The following is a 23,079-nucleotide window of genomic DNA, read 5'->3' on the forward strand; positions in this document are numbered from 1 at the left end:
ATCCCGTGAGTGCCAATCAGGAAAACACCCGTGAACTCCGCGAGAACCGCCGCAGGCGCAGCCGTTTCATCCTGCCTGCGCCGCGCCATCTTGCCGCCGTGGCGGTGGGGGCCCTTCTTGCCGCCGTGCTGGTGCACTACCTGGGCTTCATCGTTCTGAGCTGGTTTGACCTGGGCATTCATGTGCATAAGGCACCCGCGGTTCAGGAGGACCGGAAGCCGCTGCCTGAGAAAATCGTGCTGAAAGCGGACGACCGTCCCGCACCGGATGTGGCGGAAGTGGTTGAAAAACCGGATATCGAGCAGCTTGAGGAAGTGCCGCCGGAATTGCCGGACCTGGAGGACATGCTGCCGGAACAGGTGGTGATCGCTCCGGGGGAAACCAGCTTTTCCGCCGATCCGGTTACTCCGTCCCCGCCGGAATCCCTCGCCCCCAAAATGCCGCAGGTGGACATGAATGCCGTCGCGAAGGGACTGCCTGAACCTTCTCCGCCCGAGATGCTGAAAACTTCCGCCAGCCCGGCGACTATCAAGACGGCGGAGCCGGACATGGTCAACCCGGACGAATGGTACAACAACAAGCTCAAGGGGGCTGGCGGCCAGGATGATTCCCATCTGCCGGACGGCAGTAAATCACTTTCCCAGTTGATGGCCCAGTCCTCCCTGGGCAAGGACAGCGGTTACAGCAGGCTGGGCGCGGACCTTCTGTTTGAATACAACAAGGCGGTGATGAAAAATTCCGCGCGCCTCAGCATGCTTCAGCTCGCCGGGCTGATGATGAAAAACCCGGACACGATTTTCATTGTAGAGGGGCATACGGACAGCTTCGGTTCCGGAGAATATAATGCCGTGCTCTCCCTGATGCGGGCCAATGCCGTGCGCCAGTGGCTGAAGGACAACGGCATTGCCCTGACGCGCCCGAACGGGGAATGCAGGCTCTACATACGCGCCTGCGGGGCCTCCCGCCCGGTAGTCTCCACGAAGGGGGACCGGAATGCCCAGGCTGCCAACCGCAGGGTGGAAATCCACATGCGCAAGCCGGGAGAGGAAATTCCCGCCGGAAGCCTGCCCGTCACGTATGCGGTGGATATGAATACCCCCATTGCCCGCCAGGTGCGGGCCGGCGTGGGCGCCGAGGCCAGAATCCCCGCTTCCGCAGGAGAAAGGAAAACGGCCCCTGCGGCGCGTCCGCCGTCTGCCGTCCCGGCAGCCCGTCCCGCTCCCGCTGCGCCGGGACGCCGGGAGAAGCCTGCGCCGCGGCAGGAAGTCATCCCTGAGGCGGAACCCGTTCCGGAAACCATTCCTTCCGCCGAACCCGTGGAAGAACACATTCCCTCGGCGGAGCCGGTGGAGGAGGATATTCCGCTGGCGGAACCCGTCGTGCATGCGGAGAGGCGCGCCGCGGTGAAGGGAGGACTGGCCTGAAATGGAACTGATGCGTTTTCTGCCGGTCCGTGCCTTGCCCAGGCCCGGACTGCCCCGGTATCTCTTCTCCTTTGACTTTGACGATACCCTGTTCACGTTGGGCGGCCCTGCGGAGGAAAGACGCGTTTTTTTCAGAACCATGCGTGGACTCCGGGTGCGGTACGGCGTGCTCTGGGGCATCAATACGGGGAGGGACCCCGTTTACCTGCGGGAAGGGCTGATGGACATGTTCCAGGGTAATCCGGAAGCGTTTGCCCCGGATTTTACGGTCACGATGGAACGGAACGTTCATCTGGCGGATGCGGAAGGGCGGCTGATGCCCGGCGTTCCGTGGAACGATGCCTGCTCCGTGGCCCATGACGACCTGTTCACCCGTTACGGCGGAATGCTGGAATCATTGATGGACCATCTGGAACACCGGTTCTCCGAGCTGGAACTCCGCAGGCAGGCCAATGACGCTTTTTCCCTGGTGGTGAACGATGCCTGCGGGCTGGATGACGTCTCCTGCGTCATTCAGGACACGGTTGGACCGTATGATGAAATCGTCACGCAGAGGGCTGGGCCCTACCTGCGTTTCAGCCACCGTGACTACAACAAGGGGACTTCCCTGGCTTTTGTAGCCTCACGGTTCGGTGTGCCTCCCGTCCATGCGGCCATCTTCGGAGACGGGCACAACGACCTGGACGCCATGCGCCATTTGCCGGAAGCGTTCCGGTGCTGTCCCTCCAATGCGGCGGAGGAAGTGAAAGCCATGGTAGCCTGCGGCCATGGATACATCAGCCCGGAACCGCGCACCCGCGGCGTGCTGGACGGCCTGATGCATGGCGCGTTCCCCCATTTCGGGATGAAGGCGGAGGTTCCGGAAGCGGACGCTTGAAAAACGGGGGACGCCGGATGCGGGGAAAATCGGTTTCCGGAATGTTCTTTCCATGAAAGCTCCCGCGGAAAAGGAAGAATCGTATTGACAAGAAATGTCTGCGATGCAGAAATAATGACGATTTATTCCGAATTCCGATCACATGAATATTCCTTCTTTTACCCGAAGCGTCTCCAGAGGTTCCGCCGTAGGCTGGTTTTTAGTGCTTCTGCTGGTTTGCGGCGCGGGAGCCGGATATTATCTGTACCAGGATAACCTGGCAAAAAGGAAAGCTGCCCAGGAATTGACTGCCGAGCGTAAAATGAAGGAAAAGAAGGCCAGGGAAGCCGCTGAAAAACAGAGAATGCAGCGTGAGCGGGAAATCAGGGAGAAGAAGGAAAAGGAGAGGCAGGCAGAGCAGAAGGCGCGTGAGGAAGCCAGGGAAAAGAAGGAACGGCAGGCTGCGGAAGCGGCTCAAAAGCTCCGGGAGCAGGCTCAACGCGAAGAGAAGGAAAAGAAGAGGAGGGAGGAGCTGGAACGGCGCGAACGTGAGGAACAGGCCCGCAGGCAGGAGGAAAACATCCCTGTGGAAGAAGATGAGCCTGAACCGGAAGGGCGTTTTCCCCAGCCTGTGAAGAACCGGATGCCGGAGCTTTCCGTCTACTCAATCCCCTCCAGGGATGAAATTCAAACGGATAAGGACAAGCCGCTGGAAACATGGTCCTGGGACAAGGCGGAAAAAATGGCGGGAATGGAGGAATTCCCTGCGGGAGCCGCTCCGTGGAAAAGAGGTAATGACACCCGGCGCATGCAGGAGCTTCTGGAAAAATGCCGGGAATGGAAGGACGCCAAGCTTTCCACCCTGAAGGCGTGCCCGGCGGCGAAGGATTTTCCCGGCGTTCCGGAGGACGGGGCCCAGACGGTAAGAAGGACGGTGGAAATAGATTCCAACATCGGCGGCTGGCACAGTACGGGACTGTATGCTCCCCCCGGAGGGGAAATCTCCTTTTCCCTGTCCGGCGCGCCCAAGGACAGCACGGTCAGCGTGCGCATAGGGTGCCATACGGACAGCCTGCACAAGCTGGATGAATGGAAAAGGGTTCCGGAAATAACCATGCAGGTTCCGGCGGACCGGGGCCGCGTGAAAATGGTGAACCCGATGGGCGGCCTGGTTTACGTGAATGTGGGCCAGCGTTCCAAACGGGGAAAAGTATTCAAGGTTCAGATTTCCGGAGCCGTGCCGGCCCCTCTGTTCGTCATGGGGAAGACCACTCCGGAACAATGGGCCGAACAACTGGAAAATGCCAAGGCGCCGTGGGGGGAAATCTGCATGCCCCGCCTCATTGTCACGATGCCCGTGGAGCAGTTGAAGCGGTGCCCGGATGTTCAGAAAACGGCTGAATTCCTGCAAAAAAACATGGCCCTCCAGGACTGGATCATGGGATGGGACACCAAGCCGGACCGCCTGCATCACCCGATGCGTTTTGTCGTGGACAGGCAGATTTCCGCCGGGGCCGGGCATTCCGGTTATCCCGCCATGGCTACGAAGGACTGGACGGACTCCATTGCCAGCGGCTCCATCATCCATTCCGGAAGCTGGGGGCTGTGGCATGAACTGGGGCATAACCACCAGTCGCCTCCGTTTACGATGGAGGGCCAGACGGAAGTATCCGTCAACATCTTCTCCATGGTTTGCGAGGTAATGGGCACCGGGAAAAACTTTGAATCCTGCTGGGGCGGCGGCATGGGGCCGTACGGCATGAGCGCTGAGATGAAAAAATACTTCTCCGGCGACCAGACCTACAATGAAGCGCCCAACAAGGTGCAGCTCTTCTTCTGGGTGGAGCTCATGTACTATCTGGGATTTGACGCTTTCCGGCAGGTGGCCCTTCAATTCCATGACAAGCCGTACGACAACGGCAAGCTGAGTGATGAAAAGAAATGGGAATGGGTCATGAACGCCTTCTCCAAGGTCACGGGAAAAAACATGGGGCCTTTCTTTAAAATCTGGCGCATGCCGGTTTCCGAACGCGCCGCGGACAGGATGAAAGACCTTCCCGTCTGGCTGCCTTCCAAGGACTACCCGGCCTGCTATACCGCGGAGGAATAAAAAGGTTCCGGGATTATGAGGGCTTCCGTTGCCGCACTCGCGTCTGGACGGTTCCGGCGGCGGGGGCTAGGATGGCGGAGCTGATGAAATGGCTGAATGACTGGCTGGGCTTTTTCAAGCCCCTTCAGGTGAGGAACCTGCAAATCTTCTGGTCCGGGCAGGCCGCCGCCCTGATCGGGATGTGGCTGCAGGTGACGGCCATGGGCATTCTTGTGTACGACATTTCCGGCGGCTCCGCCACGGCGGTGGGCTTCCTGGCCGCCCTGAACGCGCTCCCTTTCTTTCTGGGCGGCATGCTGCTGGCCGGGCTGGGAGACCGTTTTGACAGGAGAAAACTGCTCATAGCCGTGCAATGCGTCCAATGGCTGGTGGCCGTAGCCCTGTTTCTGCTGACGATGCTGGACATGCTCCAGCTATGGCACTTGTATGCCGCCGGGCTGGTCATGGGCGTCAACCAGACGGTGGGCTTTCCCACGCAGCAGGCTTTTGTGGGCGATCTGATCCCGCGCAGGCAGTTGCAGGAGGCCGTGGGCATGTACTCCCTGGTATTCAACACGTGCCGCGCCGTAGGTCCGGCGCTGGCCGGCTACATCATTGCGGAGTGGGGGGGCCGGAACCGCCTTTGGCGGCAATGTCGTGGCAAGCCTGCCGTTGATAGGCTGCCTGGTGGCTCTGAAAGGGCGCGTTGCGGATACCTCCGCCCCTAAAAAGCAGCGCGGGGCCGGAAGAAAGGCCTCCGGGCTCAAGGCGGTGCTTTCTACGCGCAGCCTGCTCTTCATCATGATCAGCGCGCTCATTCAGAACATCTGCGGGCAATCCCTTTACCAGATTGTTCCGGCATTGATGCACGGGAACCCCAGGAATACCGGCCTCATTCTGGGAGCGGTCGGAGCCGGTGCCATGGTGAGCATCCTCTTTGTCCTGCCGTTTGCGCGCAAAAGCGACAGGGTGGGGGCCAAGCTCTCCTCGGGCACGCTGTGGATGGGGAGCGCATTATGCGTGGCCGGCATCATTCCCGTGGTGGAAATACAGGCCCTCTGCTTCTTCTTTGCCGGTCTGGCTACTTCTTCCCTCTTTGTCACCTCTTCATCCGCCGTGCAGCTTCTGGCGCCGCCGGAACGCAAATCTGCCATTCTGGGGCTGTTCAGCATCGTTACGATTGGGGTGCAGCCTTTGGCGGCCATGGGCTGGGGAGCCGTAGTGGATGTTTGGGGAGTCCAGGCGACGATCATCATGGCGGGAGGGCTGGAAGCCTTGTTCTCCATCTGGATGCTGAGCGTTCCGTTCTGGCGCAACTTCAAATTCTCTCCGGATGATTGTCCTGAGGCAACCTGACGGATCCTTGTCATTTGGCGGCATGGGAAAACTGCCGTCCCGTATTCCGCTGGCTTTTAAGGATTGGTCAGGAAGATGCGATTCGGGAAGTTCCTGGCGGCGGGAATTCCGGAATGCGGCTTGGGAGAGGCTGGAAAGGAAGTTCTTGAACCTGTTTTACTGAAAAGAGAGCAGGCGTATTCCGGTCCTGCGGGAAAATTGAAAGCCGCTTCTGCCGTTTTTCTCCTGGCGGGAATCATCTGCGGCCTTGCAGGGAGAATGTGCCTCCCTGCCGGCAGGACTCTTCAGGGAAAAAGGAAAACTTGGCAGACCGTCCTTCCGGGAAAGGGCCTTCCTGCTTGAATGATTCCTGTTTTTCAGGCGGACGGAATGTGGAGTTTTCCCCAGCAAAAAAGGAGGAAGGAGGTAAATATCCGGAAAATGGAGCAACCGGGTTTGTTAATGCCCCGGCTTTGCCTCGTGTTCGGAATAACTGATGCCCAGCATGCAGATATCGTCGGCCTGGTTGGTGCAGCCGGTGAACTTTGCTACGCAGGTAAGGGCCTGATGGACAAAATCCTTGGTGCTCTTGGGGGATGAATTGTTGAAATAATCGATCAGCCTCTCCACGCCCAGCTCTTCCCCTTCCGAATTGGCGGCTTCCGTCAGTCCGTCCGTATACATCAGGACGCGGGAACCTGCCAGGAGGGGGAACTGGGCGTTCTGGTATGTGGCGTCATCCAGCAGCCCCAGGGCAATGCCCCTGGGCAGCGGCATCTTGCGCGCAACTCCGTCCGGCCCCAGGATAATGGGATGCGGGTGCCCGGCCGTGGAGGCGGTCATGACGCCGGTTTCCAAATCCAGGTAAATATAAACGGCGGAGGCGAACATCGTGGTATTCGCCCGTTGCAGAATTTTGGCAAGCTGGTGGTTGAGGGAAGACAGAAAGGCCGCCGGATTGTCCGCCAGATGGGACAACTGCTCCATCAGGCCGCGGAGCATGGAAGCGATTAGGGCGGCGCGGATGCCGTGGCCCATCACGTCGCAGACGATGGCGCCTACGCCGGAATTCCCCACGGGAAAGGCATCGAACCAATCGCCCGCCACCCCCTCTGAAGGAGTGAAAATGTGGTGGAAATCCACATGGCGCGTCAGGCCGTGTTCCGTATGGGAGCGGGAGGGAATCTCATAGGGAAGCAGGGCGAACTGGATTTCCCGGGCCAAATCTATCTCCTTCTCCAGGGACTTGTTGCGCTCTTCCAGAATACGGGCTGTTTCCGTGGCCTTGATCTCCGTCTTCACCAGCTTGGTAACGTCGCTGGAAATGCCCACGATGCCCTTCAGGTCCCCGTTGCGGCCGTACCAAGGAAACTTGCTGATCTGGCTCCAGGAATCATCCTTGTGAAGCCATGTCTCATGATGGAGGCGGGCGCGGATGGGGCGTCCGGTAGCCATGATGTCCAGCTCCTCCTTGCGGGAAACATCGGACATCGTTTGATCGAAAAAGTAATCGTCCGTCCTTCCGGTCAGGTCAGCCGGCGTGGGCACGCCCAGCTTATTGGCCGTGGCGGTATTCGCCAGCACGAAGCGCGATTCCCGGTTCTTGAAATAAATGCTGTCCGGAATGTGCTCAATCAGGGTGTGGAACAGGTCCCTGTCTTCCGCGGCGCGCAGTTCCGCCGTCTTCCGCCGGGTAATGTTGACCCATACCCCTACCAGCATGACGGGGCGGCGCTGCTTGTCCCTGCGAGCGAGACCGTTGATGCGGACCCAGCTCCAGCTCTTGGAATTCAGCTTCTTCATGCGTATTTCAATGCGCATGGGCATGTGGGAATGGCCGTCCAGGTAACGGCGCACCTCCTGGGAAAAAAAGGCTTGGTCCTCCTCGTGGATGGTAAGCTCCGGCTGGGTGAAAATATTGGGGGCCTTCTCCTTGCGGCTGGCCCCCATCATGGTCAGGCAGCGGTCCGTGTAATGGATGACGCCCGTTTTGATATTCCAGATATAAAACCCTTCTTCCGCCGCCGCCAGGGCCATCTTGATCTTGTCCCAGGTAAAAACTCTCTGGGCGGAATGTCTGTTGCGTGAGGGCGGCATTGCAGTTGCCGTTATCTAACGACAAAACATCTGCCTTGGCAAGAGGCAAAATAAAGGAATCATTCCTGAAAAGCGGAACGGCAGGAGAAAAGCGGGAAACGGGCCCGGTTGCACCGGGGCGGCATCCGCCTATCTCTCCTTCTCCTCTTCCTGGGAATGAAGGAATTGCAGCTCTTTCTTCAAGGCGCTTCCTACGCGGTGCTTCGCCAGATAAACCTGGGCAATCGTGACGCCGAGCTGTCTGCGGACCTTCGCCGCATCCCACTCCCGCAACACGTAATAATCAAAAATTTGAAACTGCTTGGGAGACACCTTCGCTTTGACGCGTTCCAGGGCAGCCTGGAGCAGGTTATTCTGCCACTCCCTCTCCCACACCTGGTCAAAATTATTCTTCCCTTCGTCCGGAATCTTGTCGATGGGATGTTCCTGGCTCTCCGTGGCGTCCGGGCTCATCAGCATGGCCGTATCCTTCTTCCGCTTGCGGAACTGGTCGTTAATGCGCCAGCGGGTCATATTCCAGAGCCAGAGCTTGAAGGAACCCTGTTCTGGCTTGTAAATATTCTTCTTGCTCTGCTTGGCGATGGAAAGAATGGTTTCCTGCACCACGTCCCAGGCTTCGTCCTCCCTCAATCCGGCCTTGAGGGCCACGGAATAAATAAGACGCCAGTACGTCCGGTAAAACTCATCCCACGTGCGCTGGTCCTCCCAATTCTCCAGGCGCGCAATCAGGCTTTTCCTGGTATGTTCGGCATATTGGGAAAGTGTCTGCTCGTCAGGCTGGGACTCGTTCTGGGGTTGCAATGAAGGCACATTCATGGTTTATCATGAACTACGGATGAAAGTGAAGTGAAAGCCGAGTAATAAGCCGGAAAATTTTGTGCGGCTCGGCCTGTTCATTCACTACGTCCTTCATGGAGAAAATCTTTCAAGGGAACGGACATGATGAGGAAAACGTCAAAACGCAGGGGAACCTCCGTCATCGCGGCCCTGGTTGTGCTGTGCGCGGTGCTGGGGTATGGCTTGACGGAATGGAAGCCGCTGACGGATACGCCGCAGGCGGTCCCTGCCTCCCGGGAGGCGCCCGGGAAGGGAAGGGTTCTGGAGAAAATCTCTATACCGGAAAAGGGAGAACCTGTCAGGTTATTCACAATAAATGCTGGCAACTATTTTGTACCGGAAGATCCGCGCAGGAGCAACTTTCAGGTAAAATACAAGCCCGTTGAAGCACGGGAGGCCGTGGCCGAACTCATCCGGCAATCCGGTGCAGAAATAGTAGGATTGTCAGAAATGGGTGGGGAAGCCGCCGTGCGCGACCTGCAAATGCGGCTGAAAAGAAAAGGAGTTCAGTTACCGCATAAGGTCCTGGTCATGCGGAACGGAGAAGACCGGGGATTGGCCCTTCTCTCCAAATATCCCATTGTGGACAACCGTTCCGTGACGGACATGCCTGTATCCGGAGAAACGAAGAGGAAAAAAACGATGCTGCGGGGCATTCTGGACGCCACGGTGAAAACGCCGGATGGCCGCCTCTTCCGCCTGATGGGCATTCATTTGAAGTCCCGCCTCAGCCGTGACGGCTCCGCGGAAGACACGCGGCGAAGGGAAGCGTATGCCCTGCGGGACTACCTGAATGAAGCCATCGCCTCCCAGGACGGCATGCCGCTGCTTTTGTACGGAGACTTCAATGACGGTCCGGCGGACAGCGCCGTGCAGGTCATCCAGGGGCCGGCTAAAACGGAATACCGCCTGAACCGCCTGAAACCCAGGGATTCCCGCGGGGAAACTTGGACCATCTACTACGAAGACGGAGACACCTACCACTCCTTTGACCATCTCTTCATCAACAATACCCTGAAAAAGCGCCTTGGCCGCAAGCCCCCCATGGGCATCCTTGACTCTCCCCCCTCCCGCCAGGCCAGCGACCACCGTGGCATTTGGGTGGAATTGAGGTAGATATCCAGGTGTTTTTCTTTGCAGGAAAGAGCCGGATAGGGAAGAGGATTTCAAGAGATTCCTTCAAGGCCGTTTTTCCCTATCCTTTTTGAAATGTGAGGCTTGAATCTGCCGGAAGTTTTTTTCTTCCGGACGGATGAAAGGAGCCAGGATTACCGGGTGGTGAACCGTTGCCGGATTTTTATTTGGACAGGAATATATCCGGCATTCCCGTTTCTCAAAAAATGATTGCCGTGTCCGTGTGAAACGGGTAGCATGCCAAAAATCGTTGTTCAATCCTGCATCATCTGTATGAGATATTTTTCCAAGCATTCCGGAACGGCTTCGCACTGTTCCTCGTCAGGGAGCAAGGGGTTTACCCTGGTGGAACTGATTGTCGTCATCACCATTATGGTTGCCATGATGGCCTTGGCCGCCAGCATGTTAAGAGGAGGGGGCAGGGGGCAGGGCCTTCAGTCCGCCGTGGAGATGGTGGACGGCATGGTGCAGGAAGCCCGCCTGGACGCCATGGGCAAGGGAACGTGGAGCCGCCTGATTATCGTGAGCACTCCTGAGGACGAAGCCCGCAACATGCGCACCCTGGGCGTGATGTCCAAAAATACGCGCACCGGAAAGTGGCATCTGGTCAACCGTTTGCAGACTCTTCCCGCCGGGTTTTACATCAGCCCCACCTACAGCACCCTGCTGGAAGGCTCCAAGAAGACCAAGGGCAAGTCCGCAGCCCGCAGCTTTGCCAGCCGTGACGGGCAGGATACCGTCAATCTTCCGGGCAACAGGATGACGGATATTTATTTCATTGAGTTTGACGAGGAAGGCCGCATGTCCCAGCCGAACGCCCCCACCCGCCTGGTGGTGGTTTCCGGTTCCGCCGGAAACGGCAAGGAGGAGAAACCGACTCCGGTGGTGGACGGCAAGCCGGGCCTGGCAGGCGGCATCGTGATTTATCCCAAAGGCAATATCAGCCGGCTGAGGACGACGGAGCAGGTGATTCCCAACTAATTCATATTTTACCGGATTTCCCATTTTATGTTGACCAAGTGTATGAAACAGTCTCGTTCCAAGGGGTTCACCCTGACGGAAGTGGTGCTTGCGATCGGCGTGGTTGCCGTGCTGATCGTGGTGTTCATGGCCATGTTCATTCCAGCCAGAAGGACGGTTCAGTCCGCTCTGACCATCCGCGAAGCGGACCGCATCGTCCACGCCCTGACGGCGGAACTTGGAGAGCTTCGCAATTCCGAGCGTGCCGCTCCCAATGCCAGAAAGTCTTCCACCACCAGATATATTTCCGCTTTTGACAAGGCGTTTTACTGGATGCAGTTTACGTCCAAGCCCGCTACGACCATTCTTGTTTACAATTACAGGGCGGATCTGACCAAGGGCGCCCGCAAGGACGGCACCCCCCAGCCCTGGCTGGAGGAAGGCGGGAGCATCCCCGGGCAGAATACGGCGGTGGTGACGGGAGTTTGCCTGGCGAACAACAAGGACCGCTGGGATGATTTCAAGGCGCTTGTCGGCCCCGTCTTCGCCGTGCGCATGACCCAGCTGGTGGTGGAGCGCATGGATTCCAACGCTTACGGGTACAAGCTGGCTCCCAAGTACGGGACGATTTATAATCCCTACAACCGCGGCAAGGTGATTACGGAGCCTTCCCTGTACGTTTATACGCCGGAGAAGGGCGGCGGCCTGAATTTGCCGTGGGGGGCGGAAGTCCTGTACCAGGCGGAGTTTTTTCAGCTGTTGAATACGGACCCTGAACGTTTGCAGCACCTGACGTGGGAGAATTTGAAGACTCCCATCTTTACGCGCAATCTCGCTTTCCGCCGCTAACGGGCATTATCTGAAGACCTCTGAAAAATCATGAAGACATTTGCCAAAATCAAATCCGGCGCGTTCACCCTGATTGAGCTCCTGGCAGCCATGACCATCACCACCGTGCTGGTGCTGGTGATTGTGGCCCTGACCTCCCGCGGGGTGGATATCTGGAGATGGGTGCTGCAGGATGTGCGGACCACCACGCTTGCCCGCACGGCCATGGATACCATGACCAAGGATTTTGAGAGCATGCAGTTCCGTGCCGGTAATCCCTTTGAATGGATGCTGGTGCAGCGGGACAGCGATCTGGTTTCCCGCGCGACCAAGACCACGGCGTCCAGGAAGAAGGGCGGTTCTTCCGCCCTGAATGAAGCCCGCGTGAACCTGATGACCATGGGGCCGGAAGGCGCCAAGATCACGAATGCCTCCCAGTTGATTTTCTTTACCACGGCTACGGACCGCAATCCTGCCAAGTCCAGCATGGACATGCGGAACGACCGCATCATCGGTGACGTGAATTGCGTGGGGTACAAGCTGCTTTACCGTGACCAGATTCTGGACCAGGACGCTACGGCGGAGTCTGACGGCTTTCCGGTTTATTCCTTGTACCGCAATTTGATCAGCGCGGAGGATACCGTGCAGAATCTCCTGGGCCAGCAGGACCTTTGGTCCGCTTATACCCGCTACCAGCAGGATGAGACCATTCCCGCCAATTTCCTGGTGGAGAACGTGGTGGAAATGACGCTGATTTTTGAAGTGGATTACCAGAAGAAGATCGGCAATTCCGGCAGCAACAAGTCGGACAAGGATGCCACGCAGCGGGCGTCCGTGCTGGTGCCCGTCATGACTACGGGGGCCAACCGGCTCGGTTCCTGCACCCAGATGGATGTGTACGGCAACCGTCTGGACATCATCGGCAGCAGCGTGAATATTGACGATTTGAAGTCCGGACGCGTCACTGCCGTGACGATTTCCATGACGGTTGTGACGGATGAAGGCATGGCCCTGGTGGACCAGATCCGGCAGAAGAAGCGTCCCGCCCCCTCTCCGGAGGAATTCTTTGAGCGCTATACCCGGTCCTTCACCCAGCGCGTAGCATTGCCCATGAACCGTTAGGCCTGTGGTATGGGGGCTGATGGAAGCGGGTTTTTCCGCTGCCGTTTCCCGCCCGGAGCGTCCTGCCGTTATTTACACTGTAGTTGCAAAATGTCTGGTTTCGCAAATGTCGTCGGCAATTTGTCCCCTCTGCCGGAGCTGGTGCTGTGGCGCGACCCGGTCGCCAGAAGCGGGGAGGAAGCCATGGCCGTGGATGAAGCCCTGCTGGAATGGGGAGAGAAGCCCGTGCTGCGTGCATACCGCTGGGCGGAGCCGACCGTGACCTACGGTTATTTTGACGAGGAAGCCACGGCACGCGCCATTTTTCCGGGAGAGGAACTCCATTTTGTCCGCCGCTGGACGGGAGGGGGAATTGTGGACCATCGGCAGGACATCCCCTTTACCTTGGCCATGCACCGCCGGGGAGAGAAGGAACGGCCTTCCAGCGCCACCCTGTACCGATGGATTCACGGGGCTTTGGCCCGTGTTTTGAGAGATTGCGGCGTGGAGTGCGTGATGCTGGACGGAGACGCCCCGGACGGTGGCCGCGCCTGTTTTGCCAGCCCCGTGACGAGTGATTTAGTACTTCCCGGCGGGGAAAAGCTGGCCGGTGGCGGCCAGAGAAGAGTCCGCGGCGGCGTTCTCCATCAGGGGAGCATCCAGAATTGCCTTCTTCCCGCCGGATGGGATGAAATGCTGGCCGCCCGTCTGGCGGACGGACATTCCCTGTGCGTGGAAGCGGAGCTGTTTCCCGGCATGAACGCTAGGGTGGCGGAGCTGCTGGCATCCAAATACCGCACGGAGGCATGGCGCTCCGGCGTGCGGCATGAGCGTACGTCCCATGCCCGGTGAACCCTCCCGTTTTTCCTTCCGATGAGTTACCTCCCCGATCCCGGCCGTTACAGTTATCTGGACTATCGCCGTTGCGGGCGCAGCGGGCTGCTGCTTCCTCCCGTTTCCCTGGGGCTTTGGCACAATTTCGGCGCTGCCGACGATTTCGAGAATGCGCGGCAGCTTATCCATGGCGCGTTTGACGCCGGCATCACGTATTTTGACCTGGCGAACAATTACGGGCCGCCTCCCGGCGCGGCGGAAGAATGCTTCGGCCGCATTTTCATGCAGGATTTGTCCCGTTTCCGTGACGAGCTTGTCATCGCTACCAAGGCGGGGCACCTGATGTGGGCCGGACCGTACGGGGACTGGGGTTCCCGCAAGCATATGCTTGCCAGCCTGGACCAGTCCCTTTCCCGCATGAAGCTGGATTACGTGGATATTTTTTATGCGCACCGGCATGACTCGGAGACTCCGCTGGAAGAGACGGCGGGGGCCCTCGTCACGGCGGTCCGGTCCGGAAAGGCCTTGTATGCCGGTATTTCCAAATTCCCGGCAGAGCAAACCAGGCAGATATGCGCCATGCTCAGGGAGGCCGGCGTCCCGTGCCTGGTCCACCAGCTCCGTTACAACATGTTCAACCGGGAGCCGGAAGAGTCCGTTTTTCAGGCCATCCGTGAAACGGGCACCGGGTGCGTCGCCTTTTCCCCCCTGGCCCAGGGAATGCTGACGGACCGTTATCTGGAGGGAATTCCAGCGGATTCCCGTGCGGCAGGTTCCTCCGTCTTTTTAACGGAAGAACGGGTCCGGGAGCATGGGGAGAAAATTCGCAGCCTGGCTGCCCTGGCCCGGGGCCGCGGCCAGAGCCTCGCCCAGATGGCGCTGGCCTGGGTGTTGAGAGACCCCGTGGTGACCACGGCCCTGATAGGCGCCAGCCGCCCCCAGCAAGTCATGGATTGCCTGAAAGCCCTGGAAAATACGCGGTTCACCGCGGAGGAGCTTTCCATCATTGACGGAATGGCGGACAGGTAGGCGCTGTTATTTCCAATGGGAGCGTTTGCTTTTTCTTTTTATCCAGTTTTCCCGGAATCAGGGCAGCTTCAAGAATTGCCGGAGATAGCTGGCCAAGGAGAGCACATTGCGCGGAATACCACGGTTTTTTGCCGTTTTCCAGGGCTTCCGGCAGCAGAAAACCGTAACAAGAAGTAGGCAGGGGGAAAGAGGGGCGGCCCAGCCGCTTCCGGAACCTCCGGAGTCAATTTGGATTAATCGGTGCGGTACTTGCTTCTTCCGTGAATCCGCCGGATTTTCCTGCGGTGCTGGTCTTTCCGCAGGAAGGTGAATTTTCCGTTCCGAACGGAGGTTTTTTCTTGGAGTAAAGTGGACCAGGTGTTATGTTCCTACCACTTTAATTTAAAGTGTACTGACAATGATAACCATCCAGGATTTATTTTGGCTCATCCCATCGGCTTCCGTGCTGGCCCTCATTTTTGCGGCCGTCTTTTTTTACCGCATGAAAGCCCAGGATGAGGGGAACGAGGTCATGAAAATGATCGCCAAGCACGTTCGCAGCGGCGCCATGGCCTATCTGCGGCAGCAATACAAGATCGTCACGATCTTCTTTGTGCTGATTACCGTCGTATTCGCTTTTCTGGCGTACTGCCTCCATATCCAGAATCCCTGGGTGCCGTTCGCGTTCATTTCCGGCGGCTTTTTCTCCGGCCTGGCCGGCTACATCGGCATGAAGACGGCCACATACGCTTCCGGCCGCGTGGCGAACGCCTGCCGCCACTCCCTGGACGCCGGCCTGCAGATCGCCTTCCGTTCGGGCGCCGTGCTTGGCCTGACCGTCGTGGGCCTTGCCATGCTTGACATTGGCGTCTGGTACTGGGTGCTGGACTGGTTTTATGAAGACATGGAGCTTTCCATGCGCCTGGTCGTCATCACCACCACCATGCTGACCTTCGGCATGGGGGCCTCCCTCCAGGCCCTGTTCGCCCGCGTGGGCGGCGGCATTTTCACGAAGGCCGCGGACGTAGGGGCCGACCTGGTGGGGAAGGTGGAAGCCGGCATTCCGGAGGACGACCCCCGCAATCCCGCCACCATCGCGGATAACGTGGGCGACAACGTGGGGGACGTGGCCGGCATGGGCGCGGACCTTTACGAGTCCTACTGCGGTTCCATTCTGGCATCCGCGGCCCTTGGCGCCGCGGCTTACATGGCCGTGCCGGAAATGGCGATCAAGGCCGTTCTCACACCCATGCTGATCGCCGCCCTCGGCACCATTCTCTCCCTGCTGGGCGTGTATGCGGTGCGCGTAAAGCGCGGCGCTTCCCAGACGGAGCTGATGGCCGCCCTGAACCGCGGCATCAACCTGAGCTCCTTCCTGATCGCCATCGCCTCCGCCTTCCTGCTCCAGCTCATCGGCCTGGACAACTGGGCGGGCATCTGGGGCGCCATCGTCACCGGCCTGGCGGTGGGCATCATCATCGGGAAGAGCACGGAGCATTACACCTCCCATGACTCCTATCCCTGCCGCAAGATCGCCCACAGCGCGAAGACGGGGCCCGCCACCGTCATCATCTCCGGCATCGGCATCGGCATGATTTCCACCTGCATTCCCGTGATCACCATCGTCGTGGGCACCGTGCTGGCCTACGGCATGGCCTCCGGGGACTGGCATTTCACCGGCGCTGAAATGAGCAAGGGCCTGTACGGCATCGGCATTGCCGCTGTCGGCATGCTTTCAACCCTGGGCCTGACCCTGGCGACGGACGCCTACGGCCCCATTTCCGACAACGCCGGTGGCAATGCGGAGATGAGCAAGCTGGACCCGGAAGTGCGCCGCCGCACGGACGCCCTGGACGCCCTGGGCAACACGACCGCCGCCACGGGCAAGGGCTTCGCCATCGGTTCCGCCGCGCTGACCGCGCTGGCCCTGCTGGCCTCCTACATTGAAGAGCTGAAGATTTCCATCCAGCATTGGGGGGACGCCACCGGAAACACCATGTACAAGATTAATGACGCGGTGAGCGTGGAAGTGTCCAAGATAGCTTCCTGCACGCTGCCTGAATTCATGAATTACTTCCAGGTGACCCTGATGAACCCGAAAGTGCTCATGGGCCTTTTCGTGGGCGCCATGATGTCCTTCCTGTTCTGCGGCCTGACCATGAACGCCGTGGGCCGCGCCGCGGAGAAGATGGTGAAGGAAGTGCGCCGCCAGTTCAAGGAAATCAAGGGCATCCTGACCGGGGAAGCGGAACCGGATTACGTGCGCTGTGTGGAAATCTCCACGGCGGGCGCGCAGCATGAAATGATCTGGCCGTCCGTGCTGGCGGTCATCACCCCCATCTGCATGGGCCTCGTGTTCGGCGTTCCCGGCGTGTTCGGGCTGCTGGCCGGCGGCCTGGCCTCCGGCTTCGTACTGGCCGTGTTCATGGCGAACTCCGGCGGCGCATGGGACAATGCCAAGAAGTACATTGAGCAGGGCCACGTGGGCGGCAAGGGATCGGAAAGCCATAAGGCCGCCGTCATCGGCGACACCGTGGGCGACCCCTTCAAGGATACGTCCGGCCCCTCCCTGAACATCCTGATCAAGCTCATGAGCATGGTGGCCATCGTCACCGCCGGCGTCAATATTGCCGTGACGCTGTTCTAAAGGTTGACAGTCATTATGTTCAAGGCCCGTGGATTCAGTGGAATCCACGGGCTTTTTTTCCGGCGGCAGGAAGGACGCCGTGGATTTTTTTCGCCATTGACGGAAAGTTTTTTTGACAACGCCGGGCGGGAGGAGTAATAAACGCGCAGATGCAATTCAGCACTGGACAGCCCTTTTTTAGCACGACCCGTTATTATGGCAACGGCTATTGGTGGCGTATACCCATGTCCGGACGGGGGAATCCCGATGTGCAGTAGTAGCATCCAGCTATGACCGTTTTTCAAGAACTGCTTTGATTCCTCCGAGAGTCAAAGCAGTTTTTTTATTTTCAACTTACACCATCATCCATCCATGCAACCACCATCCATCATCACCCTCCAACAGCGCAGCCGGCGGCTGAGCGCCGATTTGGAGACGCCCATCAGCCTGTTCCTGAGCCTGACCCAGAACCAAACTCCCGGCCTTCTGCTGGAGAGCGCGGAGGTGGATGGCAGATGGGGCCGCTACAGCGTCATCGCCTGCGATTACCTGATGACCGTTTCCTGCGTGGACGCCAGGCTTTCCCTTTCCATCAGCGATGACCGGCTCGCTTCCCTGAAGGAGCTGGAAGGCATGCCTTACCTGGACGGCCTGCGCTCCCTGATGCAGCGTCTGGAACTGGTGGGGGACGACATGAGGCAGGCTCCCATCACGCGGGCTCTGTACGGCTACTTCGGGTATGAAACCGCCGCCCTGTTCCAGCCCAAGCTGGCGCAGACCATCAGTCCCTCTTCCGCGGAATCCTGCCTGGTATTGGCGGGCACAGTGATCGTGTTTGACCATTTGTACAACCGCCTCACCCAGATCAGCCTGGGCGAACACCGGGACCTGTCCCACGCGCCCCTTCAGGAGACGGAAGAACCTTCCGTCGGGGAGGTTTCCCGCACGCCGGACCAGGCGGGCTACATGAAGGGCGTGGAGCATATCAAGGAACTGCTCCATGACGGAGAAGCCATCCAGGTGGTGCTTTCCTCCCAGGCCTCCGCGGAGTTCCACGGTGACGCCTTCACGCTGTACCGCCGCATGCGCAGCATCAATCCCTCCCCGTACATGTTCTTCATGCGTCTGCCGGAGGTGACGCTGTTCGGCTCCTCCCCGGAACTGATGGTGCGGTGCACGGACGGCAAGCTCCAGCTCTCCCCCATTGCCGGGACGCGCAAGCGCGGCAGGGACGATGAGGAAGACTCCGCACTGGCCGCCGACCTGCTGAAGGACCCGAAGGAGTGCTCTGAACACGTGATGCTGGTGGACCTGGGCCGCAACGACCTGGGCCGCGTCGCCAAGCCCGGCTCCGTGAAGCTGGAACGCCTGATGGAGATTGAACGTTTTTCCCATGTGATGCACATGACTTCCCGCGTGACCGCCCAGGTGAACGACGGATTGGACGCCCTGGACATCCTCGGCGCGGCCTTCCCCGCCGGAACGGTCAGCGGCGCTCCCAAGGTGCGGGCCATGGAAATCCTGGCGGAGGAGGAACCCCTGCCGCGCGGGCCGTACGCCGGCTGCATCGGCTGGCTGGGGCTGGACAGGAACGGCGTCCACATGGATTCCGGCATCACCATCCGCAGCATGTGGGTGAAGGACGGCCGCATCCACTGGCAGGCGGGCGCCGGCATTGTGTACGATTCAGACCCGGCCGCCGAATGGCAGGAGTGCATGAACAAGGGCAAGATTATTGACGTTATTTTGAAAGGAGAAGACCATGTTTCTGTTCATTGATAATTACGATTCCTTCTCGTGGAATCTGGTGCAGGCGTTTTACGCCCTGGGCCGCAAGCCCGTGGTGTACGCGAATGACGATCCGCGCATTCTGGACCTGGCGGCCAGCCCGGAGCTGGAGGCCGTGTGCATTTCCCCCGGCCCCAGCCATCCGCGCAACGCCGGGCTGTGCCTGGAGTTCCTGAAACGCCTCCCCGCCGCCGTTCCCGTGCTGGGCGTATGCCTGGGGCACCAGCTCCTGGGCTACTTCGCCGGAGCGGAGGTTTCCCGCGCTCCGTACGTGATGCACGGAAAGAGCTCGGACATCATCCATGACGGTTCGGGGCTGTTCACCGGCCTTCCCAACCCCATGACCGTGGGCCGCTACCATTCCCTGGTGGTCCAGTCCAAGGAGGACGAGCCCAATCCCCGTTTTACCGTCACCTCCCGCGGGCCGGAAGGGGAAGTCATGGCCCTGCGCTATAATGACCGCCCCTGGGTGGGCATCCAGTTCCATCCGGAATCCATCCTGACGCCGGACGGCCTCCAGCTCCTGGGCAACTTCCCGGACAACATCGTTCCGGCAGGGCAGAAGGAAAAGCGCATCAACCGCATTCTGGACACGCTGGCCGCCGGGCAGGACCTGACGGCGGACATGGCCGCCGCGGGCTTTGCGGACATCATGGACGGCCGCATGACCCCGGCCCAGGCGGGCTGCTTCCTGATGGGCCTGCGCATGAAGGGAGAGACCCCGCTGGAGATGGCCCATGCCGTCGGCATCGCCCTGGGCCGCGCCAACCGTGTGGAAGGGCTGGAAGGGGACTGCATAGACGTGGTTGGCACGGGCGGCGACGGCCGCAGCTCTTTCAACTGCTCCACCGCCACGTCCCTGACGCTGGCCGGAATGGGGTACAAGGTGGTGAAGCACGGCAACCGCGCCGTGTCCTCCTCCTGCGGCTCCGCGGACGCCCTGGAAGGCCTGGGCTTCCCGCTGGACGTGGCTCCGGAGGACGTGCAGCGCCTGCTGGACGAGCGGAACTTCGCCTTCCTGTTCGCGCCCAATTTCCATCCCGCCTTCCGCAATGTGGGCCCCATCCGCAGGGAGCTGGGCATACGTACCCTGTTCAACCTGCTGGGGCCCCTCATTAATCCGGCGCGTCCCACGCACATCCTGCTGGGCGTGGCCCGTCCGGAGCTGGTGGAACTGCTGGCGGAGACGCTCAGCCAGTCCCACATCCGCAGGGCCGCCGTGGTGTACGGCGCAGGAGGGTATGACGAGGTGACGCCGCTGGGACCCACCAAGATGATGATCGTCCATAACGGCAGGCTGACGCCCATGACCCTGGACCCCGCGGACTACGGCATCCAGCCCTGCGAACCGGAGGACCTGGCCGTTCGGTCCAAATCGGAAGCCGTGGCCGTGCTGAAGGACATTCTGGCGGGGAAAGGCCCGCGCGCCATGATGGACATGGTGATTCTCAATGTGGGGGTGGCCATGTTCCTGCTGGAGGACCACATGGACCTGGCCGTCTGCATGGCGAAGGCCCGTGAGGCCGTCTGCGCCGGAGTAGGAAGGAGAACGCTTCATGCTGCTTGACCGGTTCAGGGAAGCCAAGGCGGAGGAAATAGCCCTGCTCACGGACATGGCCTCCCGCCGGGAGCTGCCGCACCCGTGGAAGGGGCACAGGCCGGACTTCCTGAAAGCCATCGCGGAGCCGCCCGCCGGGCAGTCCGTGGCCGTCATTGCGGAGTTCAAGCAGTCCTCCCCGTCGCGCGGCGTCATCGCCACCGGGCTGAAACCGGAGGAAGTGGCGGAACAGTATGCCGCGGCGGGCGCCTCCTGCATCTCCGTGCTGACGGAGGAACAATTTTTTGGCGGCCGCATCGGGTATCTGGAGCGCATGAGCCGCGCCGGGCTTCCGCTGCTCCGCAAGGACTTCATCTTCCACCAGCTCCAGGTGATGGAGACGGCCTCCACCCCGGCTTCCGCCCTGCTGCTCATCGTGCGCCTGACGCCGGACGCGCGGACGCTCCGCATCCTGAGGGAACAGGCGGAAGCCTACGGCATGCATGCCGTGGTGGAGGTTTTTGACGAGTCGGACCTGGCAATTGCCAGGGAATCCGGCGCTCGCATCATCCAGGTGAATGCCCGTGACCTGGATACGCTTGAAACGGACAGGACTGCCTGCCTGGACATGGGGAAACTCCGCCGTGAGGGGGAGGTGTGGATCGCCGCCAGCGCCATGAGCGCCGGGGCGCATCTCAGGGAAGCCGCGGAAGCGGGCTTCCAGGCCGTACTGATGGGGACTGCCCTGATGGACGGCGGAAAGCCGGGTGAAAAACTGGCTGCAATTTTAGAAGAAACAACATGAAGAAGCATTCATTCGCAATCAAGGTGTGCGGGATTACCCGCCAGAGCGATTTGTCAACCGCCATGGGGATGGGAGCCCATTTCTGCGGATTCATCTTTCATCCCAAAAGCCCGCGTTATATTGCTCCGTCACGCGCCGCGGCCCTGGACTCCGCGCTGATCCGCCGCGTGGGAGTCTTCGTGAACCAGAACGCGGAGGAAATCATGGACGTCATGAAAACGGCCCGGCTGGAATTCGCCCAGCTCCATGGCGCCCAGTCCCTGGACTGCGCCCGCCGCATAGGCCCGGAAAAGGTGATCCGCGTGCTGTGGCCGGACCGGTATGAATCCCTGGCGGCCCTTCAGAAGGAAATGGAACTCTGGGCGGACAGCTGCGCCTGGTTCCTGCTGGATGCGGGCAGCCACGGCGGCGGCCACGGCGTCTCCCTGGACTGGAACGCCCTGGCGGCTCTCAAATCCCCCCGGCCCTGGTTCCTGGCGGGCGGCCTTTCCTCCGCCTCCCTGAACAAGGCGCTGGAGCAGTGCACCCCGAACGGCATTGACCTGAACTCCGGCGTGGAAGCCATCCCCGGCCAGAAAAGCCCGCAAAAGCTGCTGGCAGCCCTTAAATCACTCATCTCCTACACCCCTTACCATATCGCATGAACAAAGAAGGATATTTCGGCAACTTCGGCGGCCGCTTCGTACCGGAAGCGCTGCGCCCCCCGCTCATGGAGCTGGAGGAAGCCATGGCCACCATCATGCCGTCCCGCGAGTACCGGGACGCGCTCCAGGACCTGCTGGTCAACTACGCGGGCCGTGAAACGCCCCTCACGTTCTGCCCCCATCTCTCGGAAAAGCTGGGCTTCCGCCTGTGGCTGAAGCGGGAGGACCTGCTGCACACCGGAGCGCACAAGATCAATAACGCGCTGGGGCAGGCCCTGCTGGCCAGGATGATGGGGAAAACCCACCTCATTGCGGAGACCGGGGCGGGGCAGCACGGCGTGGCTACGGCTACGGCGGCGGCCCGGCTCAAGATGGACTGCACCATCTTCATGGGCGCGGAGGACGTGGAGCGCCAGTCCATGAACGTCATGCGCATGAAACTGCTTGGCGCCCGCGTGTTCCCGATAGAAAGCGGTTCCCGCACCCTGAAGGACGCCATTAACGAGGCCCTGCGCTACTGGATTTCCCATCAGGAGGACACCCTGTACTGCTTCGGCACGGCGGCGGGGCCCCACCCGTTCCCCACGCTGGTCAGGCAGCTCCAGTCCGTCATCGGCACGGAGGCCCGGGCCCAGATGCTGGAACGCGCCAGAAGGCTTCCGGACGTGGTAGTGGCATGCGTGGGCGGCGGTTCCAACGCCATCGGCATGCTCCACCCCTTTGTGGAAGATGAAGGCGTGCGCCTGGTGGGCGTGGAGGCCGGAGGCACCGGGGAGCCCGGATGTTACAACTCCGCACCCATCAACCTGGGCAGCCCCGGCGTGCTGCACGGCCACGTGACCATGCTTTTACAGGATCAAGACGGGCAGATACAGCCGTCCCACTCCATCTCCGCCGGGCTGGACTACCCCGGCGTGGGGCCGGAGCACTCCCACCTGGCGGAAATCGGCCGGGTGCATTACGGCGTCATCTGTGACGCCTCCGCGCTGAACGCCTTCCAGACCCTGACGCAGGAGGAAGGCATCATCCCCGCCCTGGAATCCTCCCATGCCGTGGCATGGGTGCTGGACCATGCGGACGAGCTGCCCGCGGGGGGTGACGTGCTGGTGAACCTCTCCGGCCGCGGAGACAAGGACCTGGGCATCGTTAAAAAATATCTGAACCTTTAAGCAGCAT

At 60.2% G+C, this 23,079-nt stretch carries 19 protein-coding genes; 17 read left to right on the forward strand and 2 right to left on the reverse strand.

What is annotated here, in order from left to right:
* The first annotated feature begins 5 nt into the window (after positions 1-5).
* The 5 genes from J5W70_RS08340 to J5W70_RS12985 all read left to right on the forward strand — a co-directional run bounded on the left by J5W70_RS08340 (position 6) and on the right by J5W70_RS12985 (position 5,725).
* Complete coding sequence (locus tag J5W70_RS08340) at positions 6-1,424, forward strand: OmpA family protein (protein ID WP_215832709.1); 1,419 nt, start codon at positions 6-8, stop codon at positions 1,422-1,424.
* Between the two features lie 34 nt (positions 1,425-1,458).
* The gene (locus J5W70_RS08345; RefSeq protein ID WP_215832710.1) at positions 1,459-2,301 is read left to right on the forward strand and encodes an HAD hydrolase family protein; all 843 of its coding nucleotides are present in this window, start codon (positions 1,459-1,461) and stop codon (positions 2,299-2,301) included.
* A 142-nt stretch (positions 2,302-2,443) separates the two neighbouring features.
* Positions 2,444-4,390, forward strand: a complete 1,947-nt coding sequence (locus tag J5W70_RS08350; RefSeq protein ID WP_022397260.1) for a M60 family metallopeptidase — start codon at positions 2,444-2,446, stop codon at positions 4,388-4,390.
* An 83-nt stretch (positions 4,391-4,473) separates the two neighbouring features.
* Positions 4,474-5,097, forward strand: coding sequence for an MFS transporter (locus tag J5W70_RS12980; RefSeq protein WP_215841489.1), 624 nt, complete (start codon positions 4,474-4,476; stop codon positions 5,095-5,097).
* On the forward strand, positions 5,027-5,725 hold the full coding sequence (locus J5W70_RS12985; protein ID WP_215841490.1) for an MFS transporter: 699 nt from the start codon (positions 5,027-5,029) through the stop codon (positions 5,723-5,725). The genes J5W70_RS12980 and J5W70_RS12985 overlap by 71 nt, the downstream gene beginning before the upstream one ends.
* A gap of 438 nt (positions 5,726-6,163) precedes the next feature.
* Here the strand turns inward: J5W70_RS12985 and J5W70_RS08365 are convergent, their stop codons facing one another.
* Together J5W70_RS08365 and J5W70_RS08370 are read right to left on the reverse strand one after the other, a co-directional pair.
* Positions 6,164-7,801: a SpoIIE family protein phosphatase gene (locus J5W70_RS08365; protein ID WP_022397258.1), complete on the reverse strand. Its 1,638-nt coding sequence runs from the start codon at positions 7,799-7,801 to the stop codon at positions 6,164-6,166.
* A gap of 129 nt (positions 7,802-7,930) precedes the next feature.
* Positions 7,931-8,617 (reverse strand): RNA polymerase sigma factor, encoded by a 687-nt coding sequence (locus J5W70_RS08370; protein WP_022397257.1) that lies wholly within the window; start codon positions 8,615-8,617, stop codon positions 7,931-7,933.
* A 123-nt stretch (positions 8,618-8,740) separates the two neighbouring features.
* Here J5W70_RS08370 and J5W70_RS08375 point away from each other — a divergent pair, with 123 nt between their 5' ends.
* The 12 genes from J5W70_RS08375 to trpB all read left to right on the forward strand — a co-directional run bounded on the left by J5W70_RS08375 (position 8,741) and on the right by trpB (position 23,072).
* Entirely contained in the window at positions 8,741-9,754 is a 1,014-nt protein-coding gene (locus J5W70_RS08375; protein WP_022397256.1) for an endonuclease/exonuclease/phosphatase family protein, read from the forward strand.
* A 291-nt stretch (positions 9,755-10,045) separates the two neighbouring features.
* Positions 10,046-10,753, forward strand: a complete 708-nt coding sequence (locus J5W70_RS08380) for a prepilin-type N-terminal cleavage/methylation domain-containing protein (protein ID WP_215832711.1) — start codon at positions 10,046-10,048, stop codon at positions 10,751-10,753.
* A gap of 42 nt (positions 10,754-10,795) precedes the next feature.
* Positions 10,796-11,581, forward strand: coding sequence for a type IV pilus modification PilV family protein (locus J5W70_RS08385; protein WP_022397254.1), 786 nt, complete (start codon positions 10,796-10,798; stop codon positions 11,579-11,581).
* Positions 11,582-11,611: 30 nt separating this feature from the next.
* On the forward strand, positions 11,612-12,682 hold the full coding sequence (locus J5W70_RS08390) for a PulJ/GspJ family protein (protein WP_022397253.1): 1,071 nt from the start codon (positions 11,612-11,614) through the stop codon (positions 12,680-12,682).
* Between the two features lie 90 nt (positions 12,683-12,772).
* Positions 12,773-13,513, forward strand: coding sequence for a lipoyl protein ligase domain-containing protein (locus tag J5W70_RS08395; RefSeq protein ID WP_022397252.1), 741 nt, complete (start codon positions 12,773-12,775; stop codon positions 13,511-13,513).
* A gap of 21 nt (positions 13,514-13,534) precedes the next feature.
* Entirely contained in the window at positions 13,535-14,524 is a 990-nt protein-coding gene (locus J5W70_RS08400) for an aldo/keto reductase (protein ID WP_022397251.1), read from the forward strand.
* A 397-nt stretch (positions 14,525-14,921) separates the two neighbouring features.
* Complete coding sequence (locus J5W70_RS08405; protein ID WP_022397250.1) at positions 14,922-17,150, forward strand: sodium-translocating pyrophosphatase; 2,229 nt, start codon at positions 14,922-14,924, stop codon at positions 17,148-17,150.
* Positions 17,151-17,501: 351 nt separating this feature from the next.
* Positions 17,502-18,908 (forward strand): anthranilate synthase component I family protein, encoded by a 1,407-nt coding sequence (locus J5W70_RS08410; protein ID WP_022397249.1) that lies wholly within the window; start codon positions 17,502-17,504, stop codon positions 18,906-18,908.
* Positions 18,892-20,484 carry an anthranilate phosphoribosyltransferase gene (trpD, locus tag J5W70_RS08415; RefSeq protein ID WP_022397248.1) on the forward strand — a complete coding sequence of 531 codons (1,593 nt, stop codon included), beginning with the start codon at positions 18,892-18,894 and terminating at the stop codon, positions 20,482-20,484. Before J5W70_RS08410 ends, trpD begins: the two co-directional genes overlap by 17 nt.
* Positions 20,474-21,259 (forward strand): indole-3-glycerol phosphate synthase TrpC, encoded by a 786-nt coding sequence (locus J5W70_RS08420; RefSeq protein ID WP_022397247.1) that lies wholly within the window; start codon positions 20,474-20,476, stop codon positions 21,257-21,259. Before trpD ends, J5W70_RS08420 begins: the two co-directional genes overlap by 11 nt.
* Positions 21,256-21,903 (forward strand): phosphoribosylanthranilate isomerase, encoded by a 648-nt coding sequence (locus J5W70_RS08425; protein ID WP_022397246.1) that lies wholly within the window; start codon positions 21,256-21,258, stop codon positions 21,901-21,903. The genes J5W70_RS08420 and J5W70_RS08425 overlap by 4 nt, the downstream gene beginning before the upstream one ends.
* The gene (gene trpB, locus J5W70_RS08430) at positions 21,900-23,072 is read left to right on the forward strand and encodes a tryptophan synthase subunit beta (RefSeq protein ID WP_022397245.1); all 1,173 of its coding nucleotides are present in this window, start codon (positions 21,900-21,902) and stop codon (positions 23,070-23,072) included. The genes J5W70_RS08425 and trpB overlap by 4 nt, the downstream gene beginning before the upstream one ends.
* The last annotated feature ends 7 nt before the right edge of the window (positions 23,073-23,079 follow it).

The sequence above is a fragment of the Akkermansia massiliensis genome (genome assembly GCF_018847375.1).
In the GTDB taxonomy this organism is placed as follows: domain Bacteria; phylum Verrucomicrobiota; class Verrucomicrobiia; order Verrucomicrobiales; family Akkermansiaceae; genus Akkermansia; species Akkermansia massiliensis.